31 protein-coding genes, 1 tRNA gene and 1 pseudogene are annotated in these 26,702 nt (G+C 66.4%); 16 read left to right on the forward strand and 17 right to left on the reverse strand.

Features of this window, described 5'->3' with window-relative positions:
* Positions 1–282 precede the first annotated feature (282 nt).
* The 5 genes and pseudogenes from LZD57_RS02595 to LZD57_RS02615 all read right to left on the reverse strand — a co-directional run bounded on the left by LZD57_RS02595 (position 283) and on the right by LZD57_RS02615 (position 2,012).
* The gene (locus LZD57_RS02595; protein ID WP_233717567.1) at positions 283–459 is read right to left on the reverse strand and encodes a YegP family protein; all 177 of its coding nucleotides are present in this window, start codon (positions 457–459) and stop codon (positions 283–285) included.
* Positions 460–548: 89 nt separating this feature from the next.
* Positions 549–806: pseudogene (gene yidD / locus LZD57_RS02600) on the reverse strand (membrane protein insertion efficiency factor YidD); the annotation flags it as partial.
* On the reverse strand, positions 784–1,083 hold the full coding sequence (locus LZD57_RS02605; protein ID WP_233717568.1) for a HepT-like ribonuclease domain-containing protein: 300 nt from the start codon (positions 1,081–1,083) through the stop codon (positions 784–786). The gene LZD57_RS02605 and the pseudogene yidD, both read right to left, overlap by 23 nt.
* Before the next feature lie 77 nt (positions 1,084–1,160).
* Positions 1,161–1,511 carry a nucleotidyltransferase family protein gene (locus LZD57_RS02610; RefSeq protein ID WP_420844727.1) on the reverse strand — a complete coding sequence of 117 codons (351 nt, stop codon included), beginning with the start codon at positions 1,509–1,511 and terminating at the stop codon, positions 1,161–1,163.
* Between the two features lie 54 nt (positions 1,512–1,565).
* Positions 1,566–2,012, reverse strand: coding sequence for an iron-sulfur cluster assembly scaffold protein (locus LZD57_RS02615; protein ID WP_233717569.1), 447 nt, complete (start codon positions 2,010–2,012; stop codon positions 1,566–1,568).
* Positions 2,013–2,282: 270 nt separating this feature from the next.
* On the opposite strand from LZD57_RS02615, the gene folE reads away from it, so the two are divergent.
* The 3 genes from folE (at position 2,283) to LZD57_RS02630 (ending at position 4,441) form a co-directional block, all read left to right on the forward strand.
* Positions 2,283–2,906: a GTP cyclohydrolase I FolE gene (gene folE / locus LZD57_RS02620; protein ID WP_233717570.1), complete on the forward strand. Its 624-nt coding sequence runs from the start codon at positions 2,283–2,285 to the stop codon at positions 2,904–2,906.
* 10 nt (positions 2,907–2,916) lie between these two features.
* Positions 2,917–3,339 (forward strand): phosphoribosyl-AMP cyclohydrolase, encoded by a 423-nt coding sequence (gene hisI, locus LZD57_RS02625; RefSeq protein WP_233717571.1) that lies wholly within the window; start codon positions 2,917–2,919, stop codon positions 3,337–3,339.
* 106 nt (positions 3,340–3,445) lie between these two features.
* Complete coding sequence (locus tag LZD57_RS02630) at positions 3,446–4,441, forward strand: patatin-like phospholipase family protein (RefSeq protein ID WP_233717572.1); 996 nt, start codon at positions 3,446–3,448, stop codon at positions 4,439–4,441.
* 195 nt (positions 4,442–4,636) lie between these two features.
* On the opposite strand, the gene LZD57_RS02635 is transcribed toward LZD57_RS02630, so the two are convergent.
* Together LZD57_RS02635 and LZD57_RS02640 are read right to left on the reverse strand one after the other, a co-directional pair.
* Positions 4,637–5,068 (reverse strand): CBS domain-containing protein, encoded by a 432-nt coding sequence (locus tag LZD57_RS02635; RefSeq protein WP_233717573.1) that lies wholly within the window; start codon positions 5,066–5,068, stop codon positions 4,637–4,639.
* 112 nt (positions 5,069–5,180) lie between these two features.
* Positions 5,181–5,927, reverse strand: coding sequence for a rhomboid family intramembrane serine protease (locus LZD57_RS02640; RefSeq protein ID WP_233717574.1), 747 nt, complete (start codon positions 5,925–5,927; stop codon positions 5,181–5,183).
* Positions 5,928–6,479: 552 nt separating this feature from the next.
* On the opposite strand from LZD57_RS02640, the gene LZD57_RS02645 reads away from it, so the two are divergent.
* Entirely contained in the window at positions 6,480–7,079 is a 600-nt protein-coding gene (locus LZD57_RS02645) for a PilZ domain-containing protein (protein ID WP_420844740.1), read from the forward strand.
* A gap of 81 nt (positions 7,080–7,160) precedes the next feature.
* The gene (locus tag LZD57_RS02650) at positions 7,161–7,781 is read left to right on the forward strand and encodes a glutathione S-transferase family protein (RefSeq protein WP_233717897.1); all 621 of its coding nucleotides are present in this window, start codon (positions 7,161–7,163) and stop codon (positions 7,779–7,781) included.
* A gap of 96 nt (positions 7,782–7,877) precedes the next feature.
* Here the strand turns inward: LZD57_RS02650 and LZD57_RS02655 are convergent, their stop codons facing one another.
* Entirely contained in the window at positions 7,878–8,411 is a 534-nt protein-coding gene (locus LZD57_RS02655; protein ID WP_233717576.1) for a superoxide dismutase family protein, read from the reverse strand.
* Positions 8,412–8,614: 203 nt separating this feature from the next.
* Positions 8,615–9,352 (reverse strand): GntR family transcriptional regulator, encoded by a 738-nt coding sequence (locus LZD57_RS02660; RefSeq protein WP_233717577.1) that lies wholly within the window; start codon positions 9,350–9,352, stop codon positions 8,615–8,617.
* Positions 9,353–9,482: 130 nt separating this feature from the next.
* Between LZD57_RS02660 and LZD57_RS02665 the strand changes: the two genes are divergently transcribed.
* The 5 genes from LZD57_RS02665 to LZD57_RS02685 all read left to right on the forward strand — a co-directional run bounded on the left by LZD57_RS02665 (position 9,483) and on the right by LZD57_RS02685 (position 15,337).
* Positions 9,483–10,472 carry a TRAP transporter substrate-binding protein gene (locus LZD57_RS02665; RefSeq protein WP_233717578.1) on the forward strand — a complete coding sequence of 330 codons (990 nt, stop codon included), beginning with the start codon at positions 9,483–9,485 and terminating at the stop codon, positions 10,470–10,472.
* Between the two features lie 119 nt (positions 10,473–10,591).
* The gene (locus tag LZD57_RS02670) at positions 10,592–11,134 is read left to right on the forward strand and encodes a TRAP transporter small permease subunit (RefSeq protein WP_233717579.1); all 543 of its coding nucleotides are present in this window, start codon (positions 10,592–10,594) and stop codon (positions 11,132–11,134) included.
* On the forward strand, positions 11,131–12,459 hold the full coding sequence (locus LZD57_RS02675) for a TRAP transporter large permease (RefSeq protein WP_233717580.1): 1,329 nt from the start codon (positions 11,131–11,133) through the stop codon (positions 12,457–12,459). Before LZD57_RS02670 ends, LZD57_RS02675 begins: the two co-directional genes overlap by 4 nt.
* Positions 12,456–13,811 carry a malonyl-CoA decarboxylase gene (locus tag LZD57_RS02680; protein ID WP_233717581.1) on the forward strand — a complete coding sequence of 452 codons (1,356 nt, stop codon included), beginning with the start codon at positions 12,456–12,458 and terminating at the stop codon, positions 13,809–13,811. The genes LZD57_RS02675 and LZD57_RS02680 overlap by 4 nt, the downstream gene beginning before the upstream one ends.
* Positions 13,808–15,337, forward strand: a complete 1,530-nt coding sequence (locus tag LZD57_RS02685) for a malonate--CoA ligase (protein WP_233717582.1) — start codon at positions 13,808–13,810, stop codon at positions 15,335–15,337. Before LZD57_RS02680 ends, LZD57_RS02685 begins: the two co-directional genes overlap by 4 nt.
* Positions 15,338–15,594: 257 nt before the next feature.
* Here the strand turns inward: LZD57_RS02685 and LZD57_RS02690 are convergent.
* Together LZD57_RS02690 and LZD57_RS02695 are read right to left on the reverse strand one after the other, a co-directional pair.
* Positions 15,595–15,669 (reverse strand) — tRNA-Glu (locus LZD57_RS02690).
* A gap of 386 nt (positions 15,670–16,055) precedes the next feature.
* Positions 16,056–16,460: a hypothetical protein gene (locus LZD57_RS02695; protein WP_233717583.1), complete on the reverse strand. Its 405-nt coding sequence runs from the start codon at positions 16,458–16,460 to the stop codon at positions 16,056–16,058.
* A gap of 73 nt (positions 16,461–16,533) precedes the next feature.
* On the opposite strand from LZD57_RS02695, the gene LZD57_RS02700 reads away from it, so the two are divergent.
* Positions 16,534–17,559 carry an RluA family pseudouridine synthase gene (locus LZD57_RS02700; RefSeq protein WP_233717584.1) on the forward strand — a complete coding sequence of 342 codons (1,026 nt, stop codon included), beginning with the start codon at positions 16,534–16,536 and terminating at the stop codon, positions 17,557–17,559.
* Between the two features lie 247 nt (positions 17,560–17,806).
* Entirely contained in the window at positions 17,807–18,709 is a 903-nt protein-coding gene (rpoH, locus tag LZD57_RS02705) for an RNA polymerase sigma factor RpoH (RefSeq protein WP_233717585.1), read from the forward strand.
* 130 nt (positions 18,710–18,839) lie between these two features.
* Here the strand turns inward: rpoH and LZD57_RS02710 are convergent, their stop codons facing one another.
* The gene (locus LZD57_RS02710) at positions 18,840–19,865 is read right to left on the reverse strand and encodes a DUF2125 domain-containing protein (protein WP_233717586.1); all 1,026 of its coding nucleotides are present in this window, start codon (positions 19,863–19,865) and stop codon (positions 18,840–18,842) included.
* Positions 19,866–20,033: 168 nt separating this feature from the next.
* Here LZD57_RS02710 and LZD57_RS02715 point away from each other — a divergent pair, with 168 nt between their 5' ends.
* Positions 20,034–20,546: a gamma-glutamylcyclotransferase gene (locus LZD57_RS02715; RefSeq protein WP_233717587.1), complete on the forward strand. Its 513-nt coding sequence runs from the start codon at positions 20,034–20,036 to the stop codon at positions 20,544–20,546.
* Here the strand turns inward: LZD57_RS02715 and LZD57_RS02720 are convergent.
* From LZD57_RS02720 to ftsE, 4 genes are all read right to left on the reverse strand, one after another.
* The gene (locus LZD57_RS02720; RefSeq protein ID WP_233717588.1) at positions 20,522–21,334 is read right to left on the reverse strand and encodes a lysophospholipid acyltransferase family protein; all 813 of its coding nucleotides are present in this window, start codon (positions 21,332–21,334) and stop codon (positions 20,522–20,524) included. The genes LZD57_RS02715 and LZD57_RS02720 overlap by 25 nt on opposite strands.
* A gap of 123 nt (positions 21,335–21,457) precedes the next feature.
* A complete protein-coding gene (locus LZD57_RS02725) occupies positions 21,458–22,180 on the reverse strand; it encodes a YdcF family protein (RefSeq protein WP_233717589.1) in 723 nt (240 codons plus the stop codon).
* Positions 22,181–22,381: 201 nt separating this feature from the next.
* Positions 22,382–23,371, reverse strand: a complete 990-nt coding sequence (locus tag LZD57_RS02730; protein WP_233717590.1) for a cell division protein FtsX — start codon at positions 23,369–23,371, stop codon at positions 22,382–22,384.
* Positions 23,364–24,023, reverse strand: coding sequence for a cell division ATP-binding protein FtsE (ftsE, locus tag LZD57_RS02735; RefSeq protein WP_233717591.1), 660 nt, complete (start codon positions 24,021–24,023; stop codon positions 23,364–23,366). Before ftsE ends, LZD57_RS02730 begins: the two co-directional genes overlap by 8 nt.
* Positions 24,024–24,275: 252 nt before the next feature.
* Here ftsE and LZD57_RS02740 point away from each other — a divergent pair, with 252 nt between their 5' ends.
* From LZD57_RS02740 to LZD57_RS02750, 3 genes are all read left to right on the forward strand, one after another.
* The gene (locus tag LZD57_RS02740) at positions 24,276–24,926 is read left to right on the forward strand and encodes a hypothetical protein (protein WP_233717592.1); all 651 of its coding nucleotides are present in this window, start codon (positions 24,276–24,278) and stop codon (positions 24,924–24,926) included.
* A complete protein-coding gene (gene hpt / locus LZD57_RS02745; RefSeq protein WP_233717593.1) occupies positions 24,923–25,459 on the forward strand; it encodes a hypoxanthine phosphoribosyltransferase in 537 nt (178 codons plus the stop codon). Before LZD57_RS02740 ends, hpt begins: the two co-directional genes overlap by 4 nt.
* Before the next feature lie 159 nt (positions 25,460–25,618).
* Entirely contained in the window at positions 25,619–26,032 is a 414-nt protein-coding gene (locus LZD57_RS02750; protein WP_233717594.1) for a response regulator, read from the forward strand.
* Between the two features lie 192 nt (positions 26,033–26,224).
* Here the strand turns inward: LZD57_RS02750 and sciP are convergent, their stop codons facing one another.
* Positions 26,225–26,515, reverse strand: coding sequence for a CtrA inhibitor SciP (gene sciP, locus LZD57_RS02755; RefSeq protein ID WP_233717595.1), 291 nt, complete (start codon positions 26,513–26,515; stop codon positions 26,225–26,227).
* Positions 26,516–26,702: the final 187 nt, after the last annotated feature.

The following is a 26,702-nucleotide window of genomic DNA, read 5'->3' on the forward strand; positions in this document are numbered from 1 at the left end:
CTCGGCTGGCAGATCGCGGCGCCGCGGCTTCTTGCCACCTGCGAAAACCGCTTCGAGCACGATGGCCGGCCCGGCCACGAGATCGTCTTCATCTTCGCCGTCGAGCGACCGCAGGATGGGTCGCCGCCGCGAGAGGCCGGGCGCATCGACGTCGTCGACGGGGGGGTGGACGTGGTGATCCGCTGGATCCCCGTCGAAGAGGCTCTTGCCGGGGTGCTCTTCCCGCCTGCCCTGGCAAAGCTTCTCGCCGAGCGAGACACAGGGGGAGAATGAGGTGGGAGGCTACTCCATCTCCTCGGTCGGAGCCTCGGGCACGAATTTCTTGATCGACTCGATCGCCCGATGAGCGCCGGATTTCGACGCATAGCCCTCGGTCGAGAATATGACCTCGCTATTGTACTTGAAGCGAACGCGGTATTCGCCCGCCTTGTCCTTGTAGACTTCGAACTTGTGGGCCATCGTCGCACATCCTTCTCTGCGTCGGCGAAAGGTCCGACGACGGGCGGCAAAAGTCAATCGCAGCGCCGCGCGCCATTCCGTCAGGCATCCGGCACGTTGTCGATACCATGCCCGCCGAAGGGCCCGCATTTCGCGACGCGCTTCGCCGACAGCCAGCCGCCGCGCCACAGGCCGTGCCGGGCGATCGCCTCATAGGCGTATTCGGAACAGGTGGGCAGGTGCCGGCAGTGGCCGCCGACGAGCGAGGAAAACGTCAGTTGATAAAGCCGGACGAAGCCGACCCCGAACAGGCGGCCGGGCGTCTTGCGCCAGGGGCCGCCGTAGTTACGGGAGATCTTCGCCGGCATCGGTCAGGATCGGTTCGAGGCTTCGGCTCAGAATGACCACATCGTGGTTTGCGATATCCCACAGCCGCTCGAACGATATGCCATCGTAGCCATGGACGAGAAGGTTCCGCACTGCGACAGCAGGCCGAAGTTGCAAATCAGATCTGGCGTCGCAGAAACCAGGGTATTTCCTGACGATGCCTGCCGCAGCTTCTCCAACGAGTTCCACCGCCTTGGACAACGCCAGTTGGTGCATCTGGCTGGTCTGGAGCAAGCCGATGTCCATGGCGGGCAGCAACTGTGCGACTCGTAGGCAAGCCACATGTAGTCCGACCAAGCGGTCGACGAGCCCCACGGGTAGATCGGCGTCCTGCGTCATAGGGGCTTGAACACCCGGCTTATGCGGCGAAAGACGCGGTCGGAAAAATCGCCGTCGGTACGGACGTCGACCTTCATTTCGGAGCGCGAAGCAAGTTCTTCCTCCATCCGAACGAGGTCGAACAGAGTCAACCCGGCCCCTGCCTCCACGATGATGTCGAGATCGCTCGCCTCCGTATCCTCGCCTCTTGCGACCGACCCGAAGATGCGCGGATTGCTGACCGGATAGCGCGACAGGATCTCACGGATCGTCTCGCGATGCTTTTCGAGGGCTTCCGAGGGTTTCATCGCTCCTTCTCCGCACTTGGCGAGCCCGGCGGCGGGAATGCCGAGCGGGACTTTGAGCATCTTACGGCGAAACACCTTTCATCGCGACCTGTCAGGTCGCACGACGCCGCTCGATCAAGCCGCCTCGCCGCGCCCTTGCGCCTCGATCTTGTCCAGCGCCTCGACCACGGCGTCGAAGGTCAGCATGGTCGAGGCATGGCGGGCCTTGTAGTCCCGGACCGGCTCCAGATACTTCAGATCCTCGAAGCGTCCGGCCGGTGGCGCGCCGTTCTCCTTGAGCATGGCGCGCATCTCCTCGCGGACCGCACGCAACTCCTCGGGCGTCGCGCCGACCACGTTGCGGGCCATGACCGAGGACGAGGCCTGGCCGAGCGCACAGGCCTTCACCTCGTGGGCGAAATCGGCGACCCGCCCATCCTCCACCTTCAGATCGATGGTGACCGTCGAGCCGCAGAGCCTGGAATGCGCCGTCGCGCTCGCATCGGGTTCGGCGAGCCGGCCGGTACGCGGGATGTTGCCGGCAAATTCGAGGATTTTTGCATTATAGACGTCGTCGATCACGGTATTTGTCCCTGGCCGGGGTTTTTGCTTCGCGCCCTGTCAAAGGCACGCTTCGCAAATTATATAGGAACCCGGTTGCCGCTTCGATAGACCGCCGGCGGGCGGACGCGGAGGCACTCGAACGGTCGCTCCGACGGCCCTGGTCCGATGAGGAGCGATCACGCGTTGAAGAAGCCAGACACAACCGGCAGTGACGGGCGCTCCGGCGCACCGGATCCCCATTCCCTCTGGGTGGCAGCTCGGATTCCGACATTTTCGGAGCGCAGGAACATGGAAGCAGTCGTCAAGAAATTTCCCGAAAAGCCGGAAGAGGCCGTCGTCGAACGTCCGAGCCGCGCCGAAGCGGAAGCGGCGGTCGAGACGCTGCTCCGCTGGATCGGCGAAAACCCGAAACGCGAAGGCCTGAAGGAAACGCCGAAGCGGGTCGTCAAGGCCTATGAGGAGTTGTTCGGCGGTTACGACCACGAGCCTGCGGAGGTGCTCGGCCGCACCTTCGAAGAGGTTGCGGGCTACAACGACGTGGTTCTCGTCAAGGACATCAAGTTCCATACGCATTGCGAGCACCACATGGTGCCGGTGATCGGCCGGGCGCATGTGGCCTATCTGCCTGCCGGCCGCGTCCTCGGGCTGTCGAAGATCGCCCGGCTCGTCGACATGTTCGGCCGCCGGCTGCAGACGCAGGAGGCGATGACGGCGCAGGTCGCCGACGCGCTGATGAACACTCTCCGCCCTCAGGGCGTCGCGGTCATCTTGGAGGCGGAGCATCTGTGCATGTCGATGCGCGGCATCCGCAGCGAAGGCTCGTCGACCTTCACCGCTACCTATCGCGGCGTGTTTGCCGACGATCCTGCGCAGAAGGAATCGATCCTGCGGCTCACCGGCTGTGCGAGGTGATTCGCGGCAAATGGCGTCACCCGTCTTTTCTGCGCCTTCCACTGACCTGTCGGAGCAGGAGGAAGGTACGACCCTGCGCCCGCGCTTCGACGCGAACGGCCTGATCACCGCCGTCGCGACGGACGCCGAGACCGGCGATCTCCTGATGGTCGCCCACATGAACGCCAAGGCGCTCGAACGGACGATCGCCACCGGATTTGCCCACTACTGGTCTCGCTCGCGCAAGGCCTTGTGGAAGAAGGGCGAAAGCTCCGGCGCGTTGCAGCATGTCAAAGAAATACGGGTCGACTGCGATCAGGATGCGGTCTGGCTGCGGGTCGAATGCGAGCGCCGGGACGACACCTGTCATACGGGTCGCACGACTTGCTTCTATAGGATCGTGAGTCCCGGGGACGGCGCTCTGACGACCGTCGATCCACCCCCGGCAAAGTGACGAGCGCAAAGCCGGCCGGGTTTTCATGGGCCTTCGATCCTTAACACGATGGTCAAGAGTTCGGCCTAGGCTCGTTCATCTCGAAGACCGGAACCGGAGGGCCGTCATGCTCGAGCGTGTATTCGGTTGGCGCGACGTTGCGGTCGACCAGTCGCAGTTCTCTCCCCACCAGGCCCCGGCACAGCCGAAGGAGCCGGGCGGCATCGCTCTGGCGCTCGGCGGCGGCGCGGCGCGCGGCTGGGCACATATCGGCGTTCTCAAGGCCCTCGACGAATACGCCGTGCCGATCTCGATGATCGCCGGAACCTCCATCGGCGCGCTGGTCGGCGGCTGCTATCTGGCGGGCAAGCTGCCCGAACTCGAGGATTTTGCGCTTTCGCTGACGCGCCGCGGCCTCATCCGCTATCTCGACTTCAGGATCGGCGGCTCCGGGCTGATCGGCGGCCTGAGGCTGTCGCGGCGCCTCGCCGAGGCGCTTCACGACACCCGGATCGAAGACCTAGACCGGCCGCTCATCTGCGTCGCGACGGATGCGCAGACCGGGCACGAGGTTTGGCTCGATTCCGGCTCTCTGGTCCTGGCCATGCGCGCCTCCTATGCGCTTCCCGGCGTCTTCGAACCGGTGATGTGCGGCGGCCGCCGGCTGATGGACGGCGCGCTGGTCAACCCGGTTCCCGCCAACGTCTGCCGGGTCTTCGAGCAGCAGAACGTCATGGCCGTCAATCTGCATTACGATCTCTTCGGCCGCGCCGCCGTGTTGCGGATGCGGGCGAACGAGGCGGATCTGCCGGAGGACGAGGCATTCCGTCCGGTCTCGCCGCACCACGACGAGGGCGACAGCTCGGCGCAGCGGCGCAAGAAACTCGGCCTGACCCGCACCATGGTCGACGCCTTCAACATCATCCAGGACCGCATCTCCCGGGCCCGCCTCGCCGGCGACCCGCCGGACCTGTCGCTGCAGCCGCGCGTGCGCGACATCGGCCTTTGGGAGTTCTTCCGGGCAGCCGAGGCGATCGAGATCGGCTACGGCGCCACCAAGAGCCGCATGTCGGAGATCCAGCGTCTCGCCGAAAGCCGCACCCCCGAGCCGCTGCGGCTCTGAAGCCGAAAGGCGCAATCAGGTCCCGCCGGCGGCTCCTCCCGCCGACCATACGGGATGGACCGGGTCGTCCGCCGGATGCGGGGTACGGCGAGACCCTCGGGACGATTGCCGGACCGGCGGGCGAGCCCCAGCTCGGCGACCACTTCGTCTCATGGCCCGGCTGGTGCCGCCGCCCGCGTCATTCCGCAGCCACGGTCATCCCGCTGCTATATATTCGCGCATCTGCGCGGCCTCGCGCTCGGCTTCCTCGATCTTCAGCTTGACCACGTCGCCGATCGACACGATGCCGGCCAGCCGTCCGCCCTCGACCACCGGAAGATGCCGGAAGCGGCCGTTCGTCATGATCGCCAGCACCTCGTCGATGCCGGTGTCGCTGGTGCAGGTCTTGACCTTGACGGTCATCGCTTCGCCGATCGGCTTGGTCAGGATCTCGGCGCCGAACTTCGCGAGCACCCTGACGACGTCGCGCTCGGACACGATGCCCGCGACGTGGCCGGCATCGTCGAGAAGGACGATCGCGCCGATCCGGCGCTCGGCCAGCACGTCCACCACCTCCGCAAGCGTCACGTGCGGCTGCAGGGTGAAGACTTCCCCACCCTTCACCTTGAGTATCTGATCGACAGTCATCCTGGCCTCCCTTTTTGCTCCCGATGAACGAAGGTGGGACAAGGTCGAGGCGACAGCAAGACCTTCCGCAAGCAACAACGGCGTCGCCGGAGAGCGCCGCGAAACCGGGCGACTAGACCCGTTCCACCCGATCGAAGAACGGCAGGCAGAAGAAACCGAAGACGAAGCCGCCGAGATGGGCCTCCCAGGCGACTTCGCCGCCGCCGGTCAATGCGCCGCCGACACCGGCCCCGACGAGAAAGTTGGTGACGAAGAAGGCGATGACGAAGATGAGGACCGTTCTGTCCGAGAGTGCCTCTCGAACGGAAATCATCGGCTGCAAGGCTTCTGGCAAGCCGCCGTGCATCGGCCGCTGCCTGACGAATGCGAAACGGCAGGCGCCCCCCATCAGCGCCGAAACGGTACCGGACGCTCCGATCACCGGCACTTCGAGCCCGGTGTTGACGAGGTAGAAGACGGCCGCTCCGGCAATCGTGCCGGCCGCGGCGAAGGCGAGGAAACGCACGTGGGAGAGCCGCCGCGCCACCGGGGTCCCGAAGGCGAGGAACCAGAACGTGTTGATGCCGAAATGCGTCCAGCTGCCGTGCAGGAAGGCATAGGTCAGCGGCGACCACAGATCGGCGGCCGCCGGTCGGATCAGGCAGAGTTCGCCGGCGCCGCCGTAACATCCGGGGATGAAGGCGAAATCGAGGACGAACCGCGCGTCGGCGATCTCGCCGAGGCCGAGCGTGCGATAGGCGTGGACGAGCCCCATCGCCGCGATGAGGACGAGAACGATCCCCGGCACGTTGAAGGCGGGCGGTGGCCGGCGCCTCAAGCCGTCCTGATGATCCTCGCTCGGAACTCTCTGCTCGGACACGAACCCTCCTTCGCCGTACAACGCAGCCCGAATGCCCGCGAGGCTCCGCCGGCGCGACTGACGATGCCGGCTTCGCCTGCCCTCGTCCCGCGGGCTCCTCGCATTCGCACATCCTTTGCCTTGATGAAACGGTAACGGATGTCGGACCGCCGCATCGGCTCGCCAGCCACCGGAAGAGCCCGCCGGAATCCGACGTTCCTCGCCCGCTCCCCCGGGCGCGGCTTTGCGACGAGCTTGCAAATCGCCCAAGAAAAAACCGCCAAGTCGGGGACTTGGCGGTTGAATTGGGTTCCATGCTCCGTTCGGGAGAAATGACCGCTTGCGCTACGAAGACCGGACGTGTCCTCGTCGCTGGGTTAGCAACGACGGCGCGGCTCGGCAATGTATTCTCTGAGAATTCGTTAACGCCTCGGGTTTTCGTCAACTTGCAGCCATCGCTGCCCCCGGCGCTGAATGAGGCGGTAGAATCCACGCTTCCTTAACCGTCAGGAGATATTGTTCGGCGGCGTGACACGAACCGGCTTGCGACGAAAAGAGCGGACCGCGATGAACATGATGCCTCAGTCCTCGAGGTCCGAACCGTCGGAACGCCGCCGGTTCAGCCGCGTGAACCTCGATCTGCTGGGCCGCTTCATGCGCGAGAGCTTCGAGGAGTTTCCCTGCCGCGTCGAGAACATGTCGCCCGGCGGCGTCGCCGTGGTCACCCCCGTCGAGCCGCGTCAGGGCGAACGGATCATCTTCTACGTCGATCACATCGGCCGCCTCGAAGGCATCGTCGCGCGCGTCTATCCCGGCGGATTCGCCGTCGACCTGATCAATTCCGAGCGAAAGCGCGAGAAGCTCGCCGCCCAGCTCACCTGGTTCGCCAATCGCGCCGAACTCGACCTGCCGGAAGACCGTCGCCACCAGCGCCTGCTGCCGAAGGATCCGCGCGTCGAGGTCACGCTCGACGACGGCCGCAGATACCAGGTGAAGATCATCGACCTGTCCCTGTCGGGCGCAGCGGTCCAGTGCTCGGTCCGTCCCGCCCTGAAGTCCCGGGTGACGCTCGGGATGATGCATGGAACCGTCGTGCGTCATCTCGAAGAAGGATTTGCCATCGAGTTCTCTGCGGTGCAGACCGAGCAGACCCTGCACTCCCTGATCGGCTGATTGCTGCCTTCACGAAAATGAATTGGCGACCCGATGCCGGAGGATGCCAATCTCTCGCCGGAGTTCGACGGGGTTTGCGAGATGATCACGATCTACGGCATGCCGGATTCCGGCAACTGCTACAAGCCGCGGCTCCTCTGTGCCCTGACCGGCCGCCCGTTCCACCACGTCGGCGTCTCCACCGAGGACGGTGGGACGCAGCGGCCGGACTACCTGGCGAAGAATCCGAACGGCAAAGTGCCGCTGCTCGAACTTGAGGACGGCCGCGTCCTGCCGGAATCGAACGCGATGTTGTTTTTCCTCGGAGAGGAGACGGCGTTCGTGCCCGCCAATCCGTTCGAGCGGGCCGAGATGCTGTCGTGGATGTTCTTCGAGCAATATAGCCACGAGCCGCATGTCGCCGTCCGCCGCTCGCTGAAAATCTACGCCCGCCTCGCTGCCTTCGCGACGGAGGAGCGCCTCGCCGCGACGATGACGGGCGGTCTCAAGGCGCTCAGCGTAATGGAGCAGCGCCTTGCCGAGCGACCCTGGCTGGCCGGCGATGCCCCGAGCCTCGCCGACGTGGCGCTCTATGCCTACTCTCACGTCGCCGCGGAAGGCGGGTTCGACCTCGCCGCCTTCCCCGCCATCGGCGCCTGGCTGGACCGCGTCGCGGCCCTGCCCGGCTACCGGCCCATGGACTGGCTGCCCGGAGCGTCCTGACGAGGCCCGGGAGTCTTCGGGCAGGCAGGCTACCCGGCCTTTATCAACACTTCTGTCGGGACGCGTCCCGGCGAACGCGGACGCCGGCCGGCGACGTCACTTTGCGGGGAAGATCACGCCGCAGGCGATGCGCGATCCTGCGTCGCCGGAGGGCTGCGAGGCATAGTCGTCGGCGCCGGAATGGATCACCAGCGCCGAGCCGTCGTCATCGTCGAGCGGCGCGTCGCCGCCGGTCATCGTCACGTTCGGATTGAAGACGGTGACCTTCACGGTCCCGCCGGCGGCGGTCACGTTCGGCATGTCGCCGGGATGCGGGCCGTTCTCGCTCATATAGCCGTGATCGCTGTCAGCCGGGTTGTAGTGGCCTCCGGCCGAACTGAAGTCGCCTTCGCAGGTGCCCGTCTCGTGGATGTGGAAACCATGGACGCCATCGGGCAGGTTCTCCAGATCGGTTTCGATCAGAACGCCGTGGGGCGTCGGCACGAACGAGATGCTGCCCATGGAAGCGCCGTCGGCGCCCTTCATCTCGACCTTCGTCGCATCGTTCATGTCGGTCTGCCCCTGGGCGAAGGCTGCGGGCACTGCAAGGAGCGTCGAAGCCAGGGCGGCGGTGGCTGCAAGTCTGATCATGGGACAATCCACGTCGATCGTGTTGGCGGTCTCGAGGACCGGCTGGTCGACGGCAACCTAGTCGTCCCACGGAGCCGACCAACCCGTTCGGCAGTCTCACAAAGCCGTGAGACGGTGGACGAAGCTTTGCGCAACGGGACTTGCGCGGGACCGCCGCCCGCGCATCGCGCCCCCGACGAATCCCGAGAGGATTCTCGGCTTCCTCAAGAACCCTTCGGCGTCAGGCTGGCGACGAGATCGGCGAAGCGCTCGCCCTGCACCATGATGTGGCTCTTCAGCTCGGCTTCGGCCCGTTCGCCGTCGCCCGCCTCGATCGCGGCGACGATGCCGCGATGCTCGGCGAGCGACTGGCGCATACGCTGGGGTACGCGTAGTTGGAGCCGGCGAAAGGCCTTCAGGCGCAGGTGCAGCCGGCGGGCCTCCTCGGCGAGGAAGCCGTTGCCGCAGGCATCGTAGATCGCCTGATGAAAGCGCTCGTTCTCGTAATAATACTCGTCCGGCGCGTCGCGCGCCGCCGCATTCTCGCAGGAAGCCAGAGCTTCGCGCAGCCGAACTCTCGCCGAAGCGGCAATTCGGCGCGCGGCCAGCCGGCCCGCCATGCCTTCCAGTTCGGCCATCACCTCGAACATCTCGACCAGTTCGCCGAGGCCGGTGGCGCGCACGAAGGCGCCGCGGTTCGGAATGAGCTCGACGAGCCCGGCCGAGGCGAGCTGGTTGATCGCCTCGCGAACCGGTGTCCGGGATACGCCGAAGCGCGCGGCGACGGCCTGCTCGTCGAGCCGCTCGCCCGCCCGTCTTTCGCCTGTGACGATCTCCTGCTCGATGATCTCGCGGATCTCGCCCGACTTGACCCGGCTGCCGGCGGACCTGCGGCGCGGCGACGAGCCGTCGGACCCGGCGGCCGCGGCGCTCTCCCCGGCGCCCTTGGCGGTGGTTTCCATACGATTCGACCAGCGTGGTTGCCCCACAAATCGTATACAATCGCCTTGACATCGTGTGCAAGTCGATGTTGGCTCGGCGCATGGCTTGGAGGAGTCGGGAAGCCAAGGCTTCAACACGGGAGGAATGACCATGAAGAGACTATTGCTTTCGGCCGTCTGCGGGTTCGCGCTTTGCGGCTCAGCACTCGCCCAGGACGTGACGTTGCGGGCCTCGCACCAGTGGCCGGGCGGCAAGGGCGACGTACGCGACGAGATGGTGCAGCTGATCGGCAAGGAGCTGGAGAAGGCCGATGTCGGTCTCGCGCTGCAGGTCTTCCCGGGCGAATCGCTGTTCAAGGCGAAGGACCAGTGGGGCGCCGTCACCAAGGGCCAGGTGGACATCACCGCCTTCCCGCTCGATTACGCCTCGGGCCGCCATCCGGCCTTTTCCGCGACGCTGATGCCCGGCCTCGTCGGCAATCACGAGCGCGCCGCACGGCTGAACGACTCGCCCTTCATGGACGACATCAAGGCCGAGGTCGAAAAGGCCGGCGCGATCATCCTGTCGGACGCCTGGCTCGCCGGCGGCTTCGTCTCGTCGAAGGAATGCATCACCTCGCCCGAGAGCGGCAAGGGTCAGGTGCTGCGGGCCGCCGGGCCGGCCTTCGAGGAGATGCTGGTGGGCGCCGGCGCGTCGATTTCCTCGATGCCGTCGTCCGAGATCTATACCGGGATGCAGCAGAACGTCCTCACCGGAGCCAACACTTCGTCGGGCTCGCTCGTCTCCTACCGCATCTACGAGGTGGCCAAGTGCCTGACCGCGCCGGGCGAGAACGCCCTGTGGTTCATGTACGAGCCGATCCTGATGTCGAAGCGCTCCTTCGATCGGCTGAACGAAGAGCAGCAGAAAGCCCTCATGGCCGCCGGCAAGGCCGCGGAGGACTATTTCGCCGGCGAAGCGAAGAAGCTCGATGCGGATCTCGTCGACGTCTACAAGAAGAATGGCGTCGAAGTGGTCGAAATGTCGAAGGAAGATTACGACGCCTGGCTGAAGATCGCCAAGGAGACCTCCTACAAGAACTTCGCCGAGAAGGTGCCGAACGGCCAGAAGCTGATCGACGAGGCCCTCGCCGTCGAGTGAGACTCTCCTTCGCTCGGGGCATCGGCCGACGGCCGGGTCCCGCTCAAAGACTTCACGGGGCGTCGCCGACCGCGTGCCCCGTGGCCTGACGGCGATCGTCGCGCGTCCGTGGAGCCCTCATGCGCCTTTCCATCCAGGTGATCTCGGCGATCTCGCGGGGGCTCGGCGTTCTCGCCGCGGCGCTGCTCTTTTCCGCCGTGCTGTCCGTCAGCCACATGGTCTTCGTGCGCTACGCGCTCGGCTGGTCCACCGTCTGGCAGACCGAATACACCGCCTACGCCATCGTCGCCGCGACCTTCCTCGGCGCCCCCTGGGTGCTGATCGTGCGCGGCCACGTCAACGTCGACATCCTGCAGATCGCCGCGCCCGCCCCCGTGCGCCTCGTCATGCAGATGCTCGCGGCGCTCGCGTCCCTCCTCTTCGTCGCGCTTCTCGCCTATGCCGGCTGGGTGCATTTCGAGGAAGCCTGGGCGAACGGCTGGACGTCCGAGACGGTCTGGGCGGTGCCCCTGTGGATGCCGCTCCTGCCGATGCCGGTCGGCACGGTGATGCTGGCGCTGCAATATGTCGCCGAGATCATGCGGCTGGCCCTCGACGGCGCCGACCCGGTCGATCACGAACCGGTTCTCTTTTCCGACACTGCCGAAGAGGCCCGCCCGTGAGCCCGCTCATTTCCGGCCTGGTGATGCTGGCCGCGCTGCTCGGCCTCCTGGCGATCGGCACGCCCATCGCCTTTTCCCTCGGGCTCGTCGCCTTCGGCGCGCTCTACAGCGTCTATGGCGGCTTCTTCCTCGAGACCGTCGGCGAGCAGTTCTTCGGCTATCTCTCGCCCTTCAGCCTCGTCGCCGTGCCGATGTTCATCCTGATGGGCGCGGCCGTCGCGTCCTCGCCGGCAGGCAAGGATCTCTACGAAGCGCTCGACCGCTGGCTGAACCGGGTGCCCGGCGGACTCGTCCTGTCCAATCTCGGCGCCTGCTCGATCTTCGCGGCGCTGTCCGGCTCCTCGCCCGCCACCTGCGCGGCGATCGGCAAGATGGGCATTCCGGAAATGCGCCAGCGCGGCTATCCGGCGGAGATCGCCGCCGGCTCGATCGCGGCGGGCGGCACCCTCGGCATCCTCATTCCGCCGTCGGTGACGATGATCGTCTACGGCATCGCGACGGAAACCTCGATCGGCCGCCTGTTTCTTGCCGGCCTGATGCCGGGACTGATGCTGACGATCTTCTTCATGGGCTGGACGATCATCGCCTGCAAGCGGCGCGGTCTCGGCCTGTCCGAACTCACCCAAAGCTTCTCGATGGCCGAGCGCTTCGAGGCCCTGCCCCGGGTCCTGCCCTTCCTCGCCATCATCGTCGGCGTCCTCTGGGTGCTCTATGGCGGCGTCGCGACGCCGTCGGAGGCGGCCGGCGTCGGCGCGCTGTTCTGCCTCGTCCTCGTCGCGGTGGTCTACGGCATCTTCTCGAAGGCCTGGAAATTCTCCTCGATGAACGTGATCTTCCGCGACACGCTCAAGGAGAGCGTGATGATCATGCTGATCATCGGCGCGGCGGATCTCTTCGCCTTCGCCCTCTCCTCGATGTTCATCACCCAGTCGATCGCCCAGGCGATCGCCGACATGGAGGTGAACCGCTGGGTGCTGATGGCGGTGATCAATCTCTTCCTGCTGGTGGCGGGCTTCTTCCTGCCGCCGGTCGGCGTCATCCTGATGACCGCGCCGATCCTCCTGCCGATCATCACCAATGCCGGCTTCGATCCCTACTGGTTCGCGGTGATCCTGACGATCAACATGGAGATCGGCCTGATCACCCCGCCGGTCGGACTGAACCTTTATGTGATCAACGGCATCGCGCCGGACATCACGCTCGCCCAAATTCTGCGCGGGTCGCTGCCCTATGTTCTGTGCATGGTGCTCGGGATCGTGGTTCTCTGCATCTTTCCCGACATCGCTTTGTTCCTGCCAAATCTCGTCATGGGGCCTGGAGGATGAGCCGCGTCTCGCTTCTGTCTGATCTGTTGAGTTCCATCGGTGCCCGCTCCTGGTTCGCGGGCGAGGAAAGGCCGCCCGGCGTCGGCGTGCCGGAGATCGCGGCGCTCTGCCACCGGCTCGTCTCGTCGCGCGGCGAGGCGACCGGCGTCCGGATGGCGGCCGAGATCATCCACGGCGTCCGCGCCCTCGACGACAAGGGGATCAAGCGCTTCTTCCACATGCTGGCCGAGGAGTTCTCGCCCGATCCGATCGAGCTGGCGGAAGCGGCGACGGCCTATGCCGGCCATCCGGAGGCGGCGGAACTCGCCCGCCTGCAGCAGATCGCCGAGCCGCCGCGACAGGAGCTGTTCCGGCGTCTCAATCTCGCGCCCGGCGGCACGGCCGAACTCGTCAAGCTGCGCGAACGGCTGCTTCCGCTCTGCCGCGAGGACCCTGCACGGCTTGCCTCCGTCGACAAGGACCTGAGGCACCTCTTCCAGTCCTGGTTCAACCGCGGTTTCCTGATGCTGCGGCCGATCGACTGGAACACCCCGGCCTCGATCCTCGAGAAGATCATCCACTACGAGGCGGTCCACGCCATCGGCAACTGGGACGAGCTGCGCCAGCGCCTCGCACCGGCCGACCGGCGCTGCTTCGCCTTCTTCCATCCGTCGATCCCGGACGATCCGCTGATTTTCGTCGAAGTGGCGCTGACCGACGATATCCCGGCCTCGATCGCCTCGGTCCTCGATCCCGAGCGCGACATCATCGCCGCCGAGGACGCCCAGACCGCCGTCTTTTATTCGATCTCCAACTGCCACAAGGGCCTTGCCAGCGTCTCCTTCGGCTCGTTCCTGATCAAGCAGGTGGCCGAGGATCTGAAGGAGCATTTTCCGAGCCTCAGGACCTTCGTCACGCTCTCGCCGGTGCCGGGCTTTTCGGCTTGGGTCGACGCCCTGCCCAAGGACTTTCGCGAGCGGCTCGAACCGGCCGAGAAACGCGCGATCGAGATCGTCTCGGACAAGGACTGGCAGGCGGATCCCGCCCTCGTCGAGGAGGCGCGGCCCGGCATCCTGTCGCTCGCGGCCCGCTATTTCCTCCGGGCCAAGCGCGGCGACGGCCAGCCGCAGGATCCGGTCGCCCGCTTCCATCTCGGCAACGGGGCGGTTCTCAACCGCATCATGCATCTCGGCGACCCGTCGCGCCGCGGCCTTGCCCAGGCTCACGGGCTGATGGTCAACTATCTCTACGATCTGCCGCGGGTCGAGCAGCGGCACGAGGCCTATGCCGCCGAGGGCGAGATCGCCGCAAGCCGGGCGGTGACGGGCCTCCTGCCCGGCCGCAGCGGACACACACTGAAGGACGTCGCATGACCAACACGCTTTTCGACGGGCTGCTCTCGGCCGGGCTTGGCGATCCGCAACGCCGGTTCGCGGTGCTGCCGGACGGCCGCAGCTATTCCTACGGCGACGTCGAAACGGTCTCGGCGCGCTTTGCCAACGTTCTCGTCGGCCTCGGCCTGAAGCCGGGCGACCGGGTCGCCGTGCAGGTCGAAAAATCCATCGAAGCGCTGATGCTCTATTTCGGCACGGTGCGCGCCGGCGGCGTCTTCCTGCCGCTCAACACCGCCTATACTCCAGCCGAGATCGACTATTTCCTCGGTGACGCCAAGCCCCGCGTTTTCGTCTGCGATCCGAAGAAGCGGGATGCCCTCGCAGAGGTTGCCGCCAGGGCCGGCGCCGCGATCGAGACCCTCGGCGTGTGGCGCTCGCCGGACGAAAGCGCCGGCTCGCTCAGCGACAAGGTGCTTGCCGCCAGCGATCGCTTCGAGACCGTCTCCCGCGGACAGGAGGATCTCGCGGCGATCCTCTACACCTCGGGCACGACCGGCCGTTCCAAGGGCGCGATGCTCAGCCATGCGAATCTTCTGTCCAACGCGGAAGTGCTGCGCGACGCCTGGCGCTTCACCGCCGAAGACGTGCTTCTCCACGCCCTGCCGATCTTCCACACCCACGGCCTGTTCGTCGCCTCCAATACGGTGACGATCGCCGGCGGATCGCTGATCTTCCTGCCGAAATTTGATCCCGACGCGGTGTTCGAATGGCTGCCCCAGGCCACCACGATGATGGGTGTGCCGACCTTCTACACCCGGCTCCTCGACGACGCGCGGCTCAACCGGGATGCGACCGCCCACATGCGGCTGTTCACCTCCGGCTCGGCACCGCTTCTCGCCGAGACCCACCGCGCCTTCGAGGCGGCGACCGGCCAGCGCATCCTCGAGCGCTACGGCATGACCGAAACCAACATGAGCACCTCCAATCCGTATGACGGCGAGCGCCGGGCGGGCACGGTCGGCTTCCCGCTCCAGGGCACCGAGCTGCGCATCGCCGATCCGGAGAGCGGCAAGATCCTGCCCGGGGGCGAGATCGGCGTCATCGAGGTGAAGGGCCCGAACGTCTTTTCCGGCTATTGGCAGATGCCGGAAAAGACGGCCTCCGAGTTCCGCGCCGACGGCTTCTTCATCACCGGCGACCTCGGCTTCGTCGACGAGGACGGCTACGTCACCATCGTCGGGCGCGGCAAGGACCTCGTCATCACCGGCGGCTACAACGTCTATCCGAAGGAGGTCGAGCTGGTCATCGACGAACTCCCCGGCGTCGTCGAGAGCGCGGTCATCGGCGTGCCGCACAAGGATTTCGGCGAGGGCGTGGTCGGCTGTGTCGTGGCGAAGGAGCCGCTGGAGGAAGAGGCGGTGATCGCCGCGCTGAAGGACAAGCTCGCCCGCTTCAAGCAGCCCAAGCGGATCGTCTTCGTCGACGAGCTGCCGCGCAACACCATGGGCAAGGTGCAGAAGAACGTGCTGCGCGAGGCCTACAAGGACCTGCTCGGCGGGGCGTGAGGGACGCCGGCACCCGACCTTTCGCCCCGCTGTCGGAGCCCGCCTCCGGGAACCGGGCCGACGGCCGCACTCCAGCTTTTCTTCGGCATGGACGAACTGCGAGGCGCCGCCCGGCTCGCGACGGGTCACCGGCCTCGCTGGGCGGCATTCCGCAAAGCGGCCGAGGATCGGTGTCAGACTGACGGCGTTTCGGCACGCGCCGATCGGCGAATACGCGAATGCGTCGCCAGTCAGTCGCCGTTCGATCGGAAAAGAAATGGTACGCCCAAGGGGAATCGAACCCCTGTTTGCGCCGTGAGAGGGCGCCGTCCTAACCGCTAGACGATGGGCGCGTGGCGCGGGTGTTCCGCGCTGGTGCCGGGTCTCTTAGAGGCTGCGGCCGAGGAACGCAAGGGCTTTTTCGTCGACGCAGGGCAATCGCTTGAAACTGCGGCCGGGCTGGCGATTGGCGTGATCTCCCCCCTTGCGGGGGAGATGCCGGCAGGCAGAGGGGGGTGACGTCGCGCTGGACTGCTGAGAAATGGCGCGACACCCCCCTCTGGGTTGCCACCCATCTCCCCCGCAAGGGGGGAGATCGAAGCGTCGCCCGCGGCGCTTGCCTTCACGCGATTACCCTGTTCGTCGACGGCGCGAAGAGACCGCCTTCCCCAACCGCCAGCTTCGCGCCCCCTGCCCGTCATCTCTTTCCGGCGTCGAAGGGAGACCGAGCGAGCGAGCGTCAGCGGGACGCCGCCTTTTCGAGGTCCACCCGAGTGGCGCCGCCTCGGCTGACGTCGAGGCGCTTGACGATGGCGCCATCGGCGAGGGAGACGACATAGAGGCGGTCGACGCCGCCCGCGCGGGTGCGGATCATCGCCCGGTCGCCGTCGAGCCCGGTCTCGACGATCTCTTCGTCGGCCGGCAGTTCGACGCTCACCATGGGCGCGCCGAGGCCTTTCGGCTGCGGCAGCGTCTTGTAGACAACGACGCCGAGCACCGCCATAACGCCGACCAGCATGATGCCGATCGAGACGGCGAGAAGCCGGACCATCTTGCGCCGCACGCGTTCCGCTGCCGGGTCGAGCGGCTTTTCGTCCTCGTCCCTCTCCCGTCCGGCCGGCCCCATGATGCGTCCTCTCGTCATTCCAGATTCGTCCTGCACCCGTCCTCGGGACGGGGCCGGCAAGGTTCAGGCTGCTCCTACAAGGCTTTAAACCATGCAGACAAGACGCTTCAGCGTCGAAACCGCCGACGAAGGCGAGCGCCTCGACGTCTTTCTGGCCCGGGCGCTCGACGGCGAATTGTCGCGAAGCCGGATCAAGGGACTGATCGAGAGCGGCCATGCGAGCGTATCGGACCGACCGGCGAGCAGTGCGAAGCAGAAACTTTCCGCCGGCGACGCCGTCGAACTCGCCCTGCCGCTGCCGGACGACGCCGAGCCGACGCCGGAGGAGATCGCCCTCGACATCCGCTACGAGGACGACTGGCTTCTGGTCGTCGACAAGCCGGCCGGCCTCGTCGTTCATCCCGGCGCCGGCAATCCGGACGGAACGCTGGTCAACGCTCTCCTTGCCCATTGCGGGCCGAGCCTGACGGGGATCGGCGGCGTCCGCCGGCCAGGCATCGTCCATCGCCTCGACAAGGATACCAGCGGCCTTCTCGTCGTCGCCAAGACCGAACGCGCCCACCGCGCCCTGTCGGAACAGTTCGCCGCCCATGGTCGCGACGGGCGGCTGTCGCGGGCCTATCTCGCCGTCGTCTGGGGCGAACCGCGCCCGCCCGCCGGGACGATCGACGCCGCCCTCGGCCGTTCGGCGACGAACCGGATCAAGCGGGCGGTGGTGCCGGCCGGGCGGGCCGATGCGCGCCATGCCGTCACCCGCTACGAGACCCTCGCCCTCGGAACGGCGGCTGCAGAAGCCACGCTCCTGACCTGCCGGCTGGAGACCGGCCGCACTCATCAGATCCGCGTCCACATGGCCCATCTCGGCCATCCGCTCGTCGCCGACCCGCTTTACGGCGCGGGCGTGAAGTCGAAGGCGGCAAAGCTCGACGCCGCGGCGAGAGCCGTCGTCGAGGAACTGGGGCGGCAGGCGCTCCATGCCGCCGAACTCGGCTTCCGCCATCCCGAGGACGATCGCCCGCTGTCGTTTCGCTCGCCGCTTCCCGGCGACATGCGGGCGCTGTGCGAAGCCCTCGCCATCGACGCTCCCGAAATCGTGACGACGCCGCCCGTCGGCTGAGACGCCGGACTTCTGGACAGCGGCGAAGGGCCGTCCGATCAAGATAGTGAAGCGCGAGCGGGAACACCGGCTACCCCGCGACCGTAAACGCAGATGAAATGTCGTTCATAGTCGCGGCGGAAACGATGCAATCGGCGACGATCGTCACCATATGGCGATTTGGGTGTGTGCGAGTTGGCGACAGCGGCTTGCACGCCGGCCGGCTTCCGGGGCGAAGCGGCCGAACTCAACTGATGGAGGGTGCAACATGGCCCAGATGAATCTTCCGACCATTTCCTCGGGCGACGGCGGACTGACCCGCTATCTCGAGGAGATCCGGCGGTTCCCGATGCTCGAGCCGCAGGAAGAATACATGCTCGCCAAGCGCTATGCCGAGCATGACGACCGGCAGGCGGCGCATCGGCTCGTGACCAGTCATTTAAGGCTCGTCGCCAAGATCGCAATGGGTTACCGCGGCTACGGCCTGCCGATCGGCGAAGTCATTTCCGAAGGCAATGTCGGCCTGATGCAGGCGGTGAAGCGTTTCGACGCCGAGCGCGGTTTCCGCCTCGCGACCTACGCGATGTGGTGGATCAAGGCCTCGATCCAGGAATACATCCTGCGCTCCTGGAGCCTCGTGAAGATGGGGACGACCGCCAATCAGAAGCGGCTGTTCTTCAACCTTCGCAAGATGAAGAGCAAGATCCAGGCGCTCGACGAAGGCGATCTCAAGCCCGATCAGGTCGAGCAGATCGCGACGACCCTCGGCGTGTCGACGGACGAGGTGATCTCGATGAACCGGCGACTGTCCGGCGACACCTCGCTCAACGCGCCGATCCGCGCCACGGAAGGCGAATCGGGCGAATGGCAGGACTGGCTGGTCGACGATGCGGATTCGCAGGAAGACGTGCTCGTGCGTCAGGACGAATACGACCAGCGGCGCGGCATGCTCCGCTCGGCGATGGGCGTCCTCAACGATCGCGAGCGCCGCATCTTCGAGGCGCGGCGTCTCGCCGAGGAGCCGCTGACCCTCGAAGCGCTGTCGGGCGAGTTCGACATCTCGCGCGAGCGGGTCCGGCAGATCGAGGTCAGGGCCTTCGAAAAGGTCCAGAAGGCAGTCCGCGACAAGGCTGCGGCCGCCAGCGAGGCGCTGACGCCCGTCAGCGCCTGACGGATCGGCCCGCAAAGGCGGCCATGGATGGAGCCGGGGCATACGCCCCGGCTTTTTCGTGAGCGGGCTTCGGCACCGCCGCTTCCGGCCCGGTCGCCGGGGAGCTCGGACGCCGGGTCCGGACGCCCTGTCAGCGCAGCGACGGCAGCTTGCCGATCGGGAAGATGCCGACGGCGAGGATGCCGTTTCGCGCCTTCAGTTCGATGACGGTGCGGTCGTCGGACCGGCGACCGGCCATCGGCAGAGCCGAGGCGATGCCGCTGGCGATGTCCCTCAGGTTCGGTGCGACCGTCGTGACGAGTTCGGCGATCTTCTGCGGATCGGCGATCGACAGCTGGAAGGTGCCGGAGACCCGGCCCTCGTCGTCGAAGGAGAAGTCGCCGCTGAGTTCGGCATTCGCCGTGTCCATCTCCACGAGCAAGGATCGCAGCGAGACGTTCCGCCCGGCGAAGAGTTCCCGTCCCGTCTGGCCGCGCGCGGCGCCGGACAACCAGTCGCCAGCGCCCTCGATCGTCAGATCCGTGCTGGCTTCCAGTGGCGGCAGGTCCGGCGCTCCCGAAAAGATCAGCTTGCCGCCCTTCATCAGCGTGAAGATGTCGAGATCGTCGTCCCGCCGCCGCGCATGGGCCTCGCTGTGGGCCGCCTCGACGACGGGCCGGGCTTCGGCGTCGCCCGCCCCGAGTGTTGCGACGCGCGGTTCTTCGGTGACGAGGGAGAAGCGATCGAGACCTTCCGTCCAGAAGGTCGCCGAGGCCTGGGCCAGAGACCAGCGGATGTCGAGCGGCGGGAAGGACGGACCCTCGACCCTCAGCGGGCCGTCCATCTCGCCGACGATGCGGTTCGGCCGATAGATCTGTGCAGCGGTGCGCACGGCCCCGCCGACCGCCTCGAACGGCCTGTCGCCGCCCCTTGCGAGCGAAAGCGAATCGCAGCGAAAGCCGATCCGGAAGGGAAACCCGAAAACCTCGCGGTTCGGGCAGACGATCTCGGTCCCGCGCGCCCGCGCCTGCTCGATCGCGCGGCTCAGTTCGCCGTCGAGGCGACCGGCGAGATAGAACCAGGCACCGCTCAGCGCGGCGGCGAGAAGCACGATGACGAGCGCGACGCCGATGAGCGCACGGCGCGCCTTTGAGGGACTGTCGCTTGACGGAGCCATCCCGTTATCCTCTTAGAGCATGAAGCCGAAGGCACCGAGACATGGCGGCGCCGGCACGTATCGCCCGGCCAGGCGGCCACCGCCGGCTCACGATGCCTCCCGTCGGGCCGCGTCCCCAATGGCGGAGCCGGGCCTTCGGAACAGGAGATGCAGGGCGATTTGAGGCCAATGAACGATTTCTGGGTGTTCGGTTACGGTTCGCTGATCTGGCGTCCCGGTTTTGACTATGTGGAACGCACAAAAGCAAGACTGGCCGGCTATCACCGCGCCCTTTGCGTCCATTCGCACGTGCATCGCGGCACGCCGGAACGGCCGGGCCTGGTCTTCGGGCTGGACCGCGGCGGCTCCTGCGTCGGCATGGCCTTCCGGGTGGAGGGCGCCAAGCGCGACGCGACGATCGACTATCTGAGAGCCCGCGAGCTGGTCACCCACGTCTATCGCGAGAGCGTCCTGCCGATCCGCGCGATGGACGGGCGCCGTATCGAGGCCGTCACCTACGTCGTCGACCGCGGCCATCCGCAATATGCCGGCAAGATCGACGTGGCGAATGCCGCGGCGATCGTCTCCCGCAGCCACGGCCAGTCCGGCCCGAACGTCGACTATGTCAGAAACGCCTTCGAACACATCGCCGCCATGGGCCTGAAGGATCGCTGGCTTCAGGACGTGGTCTCGCGGCTGTGACCGGGCTTGCCCGGCACGGTCGCATCCCGCTCCGCCGCGTCCGATGCGGATCGGCCGCCGGCATCGTCGGTCCAGCCGCCCTCGCCGAGGAGCTCCCGCGAGCGCGTCTCGATCGCCCCGCGAAGGGCGCCGATGAAATGCGGCCGGTCGAGCCCCGGCCGGATGACCGGCAGAAAATCGGCCCTGATCGTGCCCGGTCGCTTGATGAAGCTGTTGCGGGGCCAGTAGAGCCCCGAATTGATCGCGACGGGCACGACCGGCAGGCCCAGCGCCTCGTAGAGACGGAAGACGCCCTGGCGATAGTCCACCTCGGCGCCCGGCTTCGTCCGGGTCCCCTCGGGAAAGATGATGATCCGCCGCCCGGTTGCGATGGCCTCCTTCGCCGCTTCCATCATCTTCGGGATCGCATCGCCGCGCCGGCCGCGGTCGACGGGAATCATCTTCATGTGCCGGGCGAAGCTGCCGAACAGCGGGATGCTCAGCAGTTCCTTCTTCAGGATGAAGGTCGGCCGTTCGACGACGGTCAGAAGCGACAGGATCTCCCAGACGGACTGGTGCTTGGACGCGACGATCGCTCCGCCCTCGGGCAGATTTTCCAGACCTGTGAGTTCGGAGCGCGCGCCGGCGACGTGTTTGAGGAGCCACAGGCTGGAGCGGGCCCAGTTGCGGACGATCCACCAGCCGGTTTCCTCGCGCGCAAGGAAGAACACCGGCGACCAGAACAGCAATTGAAGGGTGAGATTGCCGTAAAAGACGATATTGAACGCGAAAGAACGCAGCAGCGTCATGGCATCATCCGACCTCGAGCTTCGCGCGCCCGCTCCGGCACGCCGCCGCGTTCATAGGACCGATCGCCGGCGAGGCAAAGGTCGCCCTTGCGGTTCTGCCGCAGCCGATCGGAAAGAGACCCGTTATCGCCGGTCGAGACTCGCGACGTGCGGGGCCGCATCGGCGTCCTGCGGCGCCATGCCGAGAAAGCCGCGAATCCGCGTCGCGACGAACTTGCCGTATTCGGTCATCAGGAGCTTGAGGCCCGAGCCGGTGGGAAGGCTGTCCCGACTCCACAGATCCGCCCGCCGCACGGCGACGGGCGTGATCGAGCGGATACCGGCGATCCGATCGAATTCGAGCAGCGAGCGCGGCATGTGATAGTCGCTGGTGACGAGGATCAGATCCCGGTAGCCGCGCCGTTCCGCCCAGCGGCCGGCCATCTCGGCATTGCCCACCGTATCGGCAGCGACGTAGTCGATGTCGACGCAGCAGTCGAACCAGGCCTTGTCGGTCTTGGTCAGACGCGCCAACGTCGCGGCGGTCGTCCCCGGATGGACGCCGCTGATCAGAAGACGCCGCCCCCGCCCGCTGCGCAGGAGGTCGAGGCCGTAATCGAGCCGCATCGCACCGCCGGTCAGGACGACGATCGCGTCGGCGTCGGCGCTCGGCAACGGTTTGGAAAGCCGGTCGACCTCCTCGGTGAACCGCCAGAAGCCGCCGATGAGATAGCCCGCAAAACCCGCAACCAGCAGCGTCGCCGCCAGTCGCTTGCGCCAGCGGGGTGCCGCAGGGTGCGGATCGTCGTCGCCCCGCGTCGCGGAGCGTTCGGACCTGTCAAAGCGTGGGTCGGCGACGATCGTCATCCAATCTCCGCTTCGGTGCGCATGGCAGATTCCATCCGCAACCGAACTTTCTTCCGGCGATCAAGAACGCAACATGGCACCGCCCGGACGCGATTTCCATCCTGCTGCGAGGCTGACCGTTTCGTCGGCAACCAGATCCGGTCTTCTTCGATCGGATGCCGGCCGAACGACAGAGCCTCCGCCAAACCGATGAACCATTTGCTAATTTTCCACCGGCGAGATCATGTCGATCTCGGCGAGGTGGCGCATGACCGTCCATCGCGACGTCAACGCCGTGAGGGTCGCGACCGTTGCAACGAGCAGCAGGACTCCGGCGTAGCCGGTCCAGCCGATGGTGAAGGAACCGAACAGCGCGCTGATCTGATCGGCCTCCGGCGTCTGACGGTTGGCGGCGGTGAAGGAGCCGAGCATGGCGAAGAGCACGATCGCGACGATGCCGCCGGCCGCCGCGCCGATGAGGCCGAGGCGCAGGAAGTGCCGCTCGAATTCCCGCGCGATGAAGCTCGAGCGGGCGCCGACGAAATGCAGCACCTCGACGATGTGCCGGTTGCCGGACATGGCGCCGCGGGTGGCGAAGATCACCGTGAGGGTGGTCGCGACGATCACCAGGGAGAGCACGAAGACGCCGATGAAAACCACGGTCCGGGCCATGGTGACGAGCCGCGACACCCAGGCGCGATGATCGTCGAGATCGGCTTGCGGCACGGCTTCCTTCAGTTCCGTCCGCATGAAGGCGAAATTCGGCGGGTCTTCGGTATCGATCGAGACGATGACCAGCCGCGGCACCGGCAGTTCCGAGAAGTCCACCCCCTCGCCGAGCCAGGGCTCCAGCAGCCGGCCCGTCGCCGCCTCGTCGAGAACCGCGGCGCCTTTGACGCCGGGCGTCTGCAAAGCGATCTGCCGGGCGGTTTCGAGCGCCTGCGCCATGTCGAGCCCCTCGCCGGGCTTCACCTGGATGGTGATCTCGTCGGAAATGTCGTTCTGCCAGCGCGACGCGGTATCGCCGACGAGGCTGACGGCGCCGACGGTCAAAGCGGCGAGAAACGTCATGATGGCGATGACCGTCGTCATCGCCCGGCCGGCGACGTTGCCGGCCGGCACGATCGGGGTCTGGCGCTCGCCCCTGAAGCGGGCGGCGAAGCGCCTCGCCCGCGCGAGCACGTCGGCAGTGGTCGCGGCCGTGTCAGTCATAGATTTCCAGTCGCCCTTCCGAAAGGATCAGCCGCCGCGCATCCACCTGCTCCATCAGGCCGAGATCGTGGGTGGCGATGACGACGGCCGTGCCGGACCGGTTGAGCTCCAGGAAGAGGCGCAGGAGACGCCGCGCCAGCGGCGCGTCGACGTTGCCCGTCGGCTCGTCGGCCAGAAGCACGTCAGGCTGATCGATCAGCGCCCGAGCGATCGCCGCGCGCTGCTTCTCGCCGCCCGACAGGACGATCGGAAGCGCATTGAGCCGCTCGCCGAGGCCGACCCATTTGATCAGGTCGACGACGTCCTGCCGATACTCCCGCTCCTCCTTGCCGCGCACCCTCAGTGGCAGCGCGACGTTCTCGTAGGTCGTCATATGGTCGAGCAGGCGGAAATCCTGGAAGACGACGCCGATCCTGCGCCGGATCGAGGGCAGATCCTTGCGGGAAAGCGTGGCGACGTCGCGGCCGAGCACGGTGATCAGCCCGCGCGTCGGGCGGAGCGCCAGAAACAGCATGCGCAAGAGGCTGGTCTTGCCGGCGCCCGACGGCCCGGTGAGAAACTGGAACGACTGCCGGCGGATCTCGAAGCTCAGATCGCGCAGCACTTCCGGCCCCATGTCGTATCGCAGGCCGACATTCTCGAACCGTATCAAGAGGGCGCCTCGTTTCCTCGCTGATTCCCGAAGTCGCGACGGTGTGACGCCAGCAAAGTGGCCATTTGACGATAGCCCGCGCGCCGACGCCCGCCGCGCCGTTTCACCACTCGTTAACCATAAAACCTTACCGTTTGCTGAATCATCGAGCGGGGTATCCCTATGCGCGGGCAGTCCGACGGCAGAATTTCGCGAGGAACCGGCAAATTCGGCGGGACGCAAGGGTCCACGGCCGGTCCCTGCATCGACGGCGTGGCGGAGGTGACCGGCCGGCGCGGGCGCAATCTGAACGACGTCGGGCGGACGGCTTCGGCGAGCGGGCCGGTCTTCGGGCGACGGCAGGGGGCGGAAGAGCCTTTCGGCCCCGCCACCCGGCCGCACGACGGGTCAGCGGAGACCGTCGAATGGGCCGAAGCCGTCGAACTGCCTCGCGCCGCTCCGGCGAGCATGGCCGCTGCTTCGCCGAAGGCGCGCCGCATCGCGGCGATGCCGGGGCGCATCGGCCTCTTCGTCTGCGCCTTCGCCTTCGGTGCCTTGCTTCTGCCGGCCCTTCTCGTCTCCTTCCCGGAAACGCCGGTCGCGGCGACCGTCTCCAACGGCGGCGGCTATCCCGTTCGGCTGAGCACCATCAATGCCAGCCTGGTGAGCCATGGCGACGGCCGGCTGTTGCGCGTCGAAGGCCGGATCAGCAATCCCGCCGCGGTGGCAGCCGCGGTGCCGCCGCTGCGGATCGACTTCGCCGATCGTTCGGCGGGCTTGCGCTCGCGGACGCTTCAGACCAGTGTCGACCGTCTGAATGCCGGCACGTCGATCGACTTCGTGACGATGGTCGCGGTTCCGGACGAAGCAAAGGGAGACGTCAGAGTGGGATTCGTCGAGACATCGAGCGAAGGCGGCCGGTGATTACCATTCGCGGCAAGACGATCGACGTCCTGTTCAGCGCCGAGGCGATCGGCGTCGAGGTCGACAGGCTGGCGCGTGAAATCGCGGCTTCGGCGCCTGAGGACCTCGTGATCGTCTCGGTTCTCAAAGGCGCCTTCGTCTTCGCGGCCGATCTGATCCGCGCCATGCATCACGCGGGCGTCGCTCCGCAGGTCGAGTTCATTTCGCTGTCCAGCTACGGCGCCGGCACCGTCGGCGGCGAGGTCAGCATCCTGCGCGACATCGACGCCGACGTCGCCGGGCGGCCGGTACTGCTCGTCGACGACATTCTGGAATCCGGCCGCACCCTCGCCTTCGCCCGCGACCTGCTCCTCTCACGCGGGGCGACGCGCGTCGATCTTGCGGTCCTTCTCGACAAGAAGGGTCATCGCAAGGCGGGGATCGAGGCCGATTTCGTCGGCTTTTCCTGCCCGGACCATTTCGTCGTCGGATATGGGATGGACGTCGGCCACGCATTTCGCGAGTTGCCGTTCATCGGCCATGTCGTCGGTTAGCTCGCGCGCCGTCGGGCCATCGACGGCCGCTCCATCACATGCGAGGGGCGGCAATCTCGCGCGGGCCGATGCGGGGCCGCCGACGGACGCAAGCTCCGCGCAAGTCCGATCGGCCACTCTCGCTGATCATTCGACTCATTGCGGATGAGGGAGTTTCACGTGGCAAAGCTTTTGATCGCTGAAGACGACACGGGTGTGCGGCTTCTGGTCGAGCGTGCGCTGCGTCTCGAGGGTCACGAGGTCGTCGCCGTCGAGGACGGAGAGCTGGCGCTCGAAGTCCTGGCCGAGCATGACGGCGGCTTCGACCTTCTCCTGTCCGACATCCGCATGCCGGCGATGACCGGGATCGAACTGGCCTACGCCGCCGCGGCGCGCTGGCCGGATCTGCCGATCCAGCTGATGACCGGCTATGCGGAACAGAAGGAAGCGGCGGCGGATCTGGCGGCGATCATTCTGGGTGTGATCGAAAAGCCGTTCAGCGTTTCGGAACTGCGCCGCCATGTCGGCCGCATTCTCGCGACGAAGGCTTCGGGGAACCGCTCCAACCCGGCCAGCCAGCGCTATTGCGCCTGAGCATCGCCGCGAGCGCGCACGTCGAACCATCGTCGGCCTGAAACGTCCTTCCGAACCTTCGCGATCGGATGCGACATGACTCGGGGCCGGTGAGGCGCAAAGCGATGCGTCGACTTCTCCGATTCTCGTCAATTGCCGGTCGTAACGCTGCCGCCGCTCTTCGGCCGTCCGGAGCGTCGTCGCCGGCCGGCGTCAGTGGAGATCCACCTTGCGGCGATATTCCTGCAGCTGCGTCGTCCGCAGGCCCGCGAGCCCGTGCTGGTCGATGGACATCTGCCAGGACAGGAACTCTTCCACCGTCAGCGTGTAGCGCGAGCAGGCCTCGTCGAGGCTGAGCAGCCCCCCGCGGACCGCCGCGACGACTTCCGCCTTGCGGCGGATCACCCAGCGCCTCGTATTCGACGGAGGCAAATCCGCCAGGGTCAGAGGACTTCCATCCGGCCCTATGACGTACTTCACCCTTGGTCTAACCAGATCGGTCATTGCACACTCGATACACTACCCAAAGACACAATCAGACAGACGGTATCCGCGGCTTCTAAAAAAACCGTCAAGCCACGCGTAAGCTTTCGATAAGAAGTCGCTGAAAATTCTCGTCGAAATCGACGGTGCCGTCAGCGTGACGGCAAATCTGACCCGCAAGGCCATATTTGCGCCACGTCGGCGCGTT

This window comes from Jiella avicenniae (assembly GCF_021390325.1).
GTDB lineage: Bacteria > Pseudomonadota > Alphaproteobacteria > Rhizobiales > Rhizobiaceae > Jiella > Jiella avicenniae.

Excerpts from the sequence above, each read along its gene's own strand:
- LZD57_RS02595 (WP_233717567.1), bottom strand. The coding sequence starts at position 459 with ATGGCCCACAAGTTCGAAGTCTACAAGGACAAGGCGGGCGAATACCGC.
- LZD57_RS02610 (WP_420844727.1), bottom strand. The coding sequence starts at position 1,511 with ATGCTCAAAGTCCCGCTCGGCATTCCCGCCGCCGGGCTCGCCAAGTGC.
- folE (WP_233717570.1), top strand. The coding sequence starts at position 2,283 with ATGGAAGCAGTCGTCAAGAAATTTCCCGAAAAGCCGGAAGAGGCCGTC.
- hisI (WP_233717571.1), top strand. The coding sequence starts at position 2,917 with ATGGCGTCACCCGTCTTTTCTGCGCCTTCCACTGACCTGTCGGAGCAG.
- LZD57_RS02630 (WP_233717572.1), top strand. The coding sequence starts at position 3,446 with ATGCTCGAGCGTGTATTCGGTTGGCGCGACGTTGCGGTCGACCAGTCG.
- LZD57_RS02635 (WP_233717573.1), bottom strand. The coding sequence starts at position 5,068 with ATGACTGTCGATCAGATACTCAAGGTGAAGGGTGGGGAAGTCTTCACC.
- LZD57_RS02645 (WP_420844740.1), top strand. The coding sequence starts at position 6,480 with ATGATGCCTCAGTCCTCGAGGTCCGAACCGTCGGAACGCCGCCGGTTC.
- LZD57_RS02650 (WP_233717897.1), top strand. The coding sequence starts at position 7,161 with ATGATCACGATCTACGGCATGCCGGATTCCGGCAACTGCTACAAGCCG.
- LZD57_RS02655 (WP_233717576.1), bottom strand. The coding sequence starts at position 8,411 with ATGATCAGACTTGCAGCCACCGCCGCCCTGGCTTCGACGCTCCTTGCA.
- LZD57_RS02660 (WP_233717577.1), bottom strand. The coding sequence starts at position 9,352 with ATGGAAACCACCGCCAAGGGCGCCGGGGAGAGCGCCGCGGCCGCCGGG.
- LZD57_RS02665 (WP_233717578.1), top strand. The coding sequence starts at position 9,483 with ATGAAGAGACTATTGCTTTCGGCCGTCTGCGGGTTCGCGCTTTGCGGC.
- LZD57_RS02670 (WP_233717579.1), top strand. The coding sequence starts at position 10,592 with ATGCGCCTTTCCATCCAGGTGATCTCGGCGATCTCGCGGGGGCTCGGC.
- LZD57_RS02680 (WP_233717581.1), top strand. The coding sequence starts at position 12,456 with ATGAGCCGCGTCTCGCTTCTGTCTGATCTGTTGAGTTCCATCGGTGCC.
- LZD57_RS02685 (WP_233717582.1), top strand. The coding sequence starts at position 13,808 with ATGACCAACACGCTTTTCGACGGGCTGCTCTCGGCCGGGCTTGGCGAT.
- LZD57_RS02695 (WP_233717583.1), bottom strand. The coding sequence starts at position 16,460 with ATGACGAGAGGACGCATCATGGGGCCGGCCGGACGGGAGAGGGACGAG.
- LZD57_RS02700 (WP_233717584.1), top strand. The coding sequence starts at position 16,534 with ATGCAGACAAGACGCTTCAGCGTCGAAACCGCCGACGAAGGCGAGCGC.
- rpoH (WP_233717585.1), top strand. The coding sequence starts at position 17,807 with ATGGCCCAGATGAATCTTCCGACCATTTCCTCGGGCGACGGCGGACTG.
- LZD57_RS02710 (WP_233717586.1), bottom strand. The coding sequence starts at position 19,865 with ATGGCTCCGTCAAGCGACAGTCCCTCAAAGGCGCGCCGTGCGCTCATC.
- LZD57_RS02715 (WP_233717587.1), top strand. The coding sequence starts at position 20,034 with ATGAACGATTTCTGGGTGTTCGGTTACGGTTCGCTGATCTGGCGTCCC.
- LZD57_RS02720 (WP_233717588.1), bottom strand. The coding sequence starts at position 21,334 with ATGACGCTGCTGCGTTCTTTCGCGTTCAATATCGTCTTTTACGGCAAT.
- LZD57_RS02725 (WP_233717589.1), bottom strand. The coding sequence starts at position 22,180 with ATGACGATCGTCGCCGACCCACGCTTTGACAGGTCCGAACGCTCCGCG.
- LZD57_RS02730 (WP_233717590.1), bottom strand. The coding sequence starts at position 23,371 with ATGACTGACACGGCCGCGACCACTGCCGACGTGCTCGCGCGGGCGAGG.
- sciP (WP_233717595.1), bottom strand. The coding sequence starts at position 26,515 with ATGACCGATCTGGTTAGACCAAGGGTGAAGTACGTCATAGGGCCGGAT.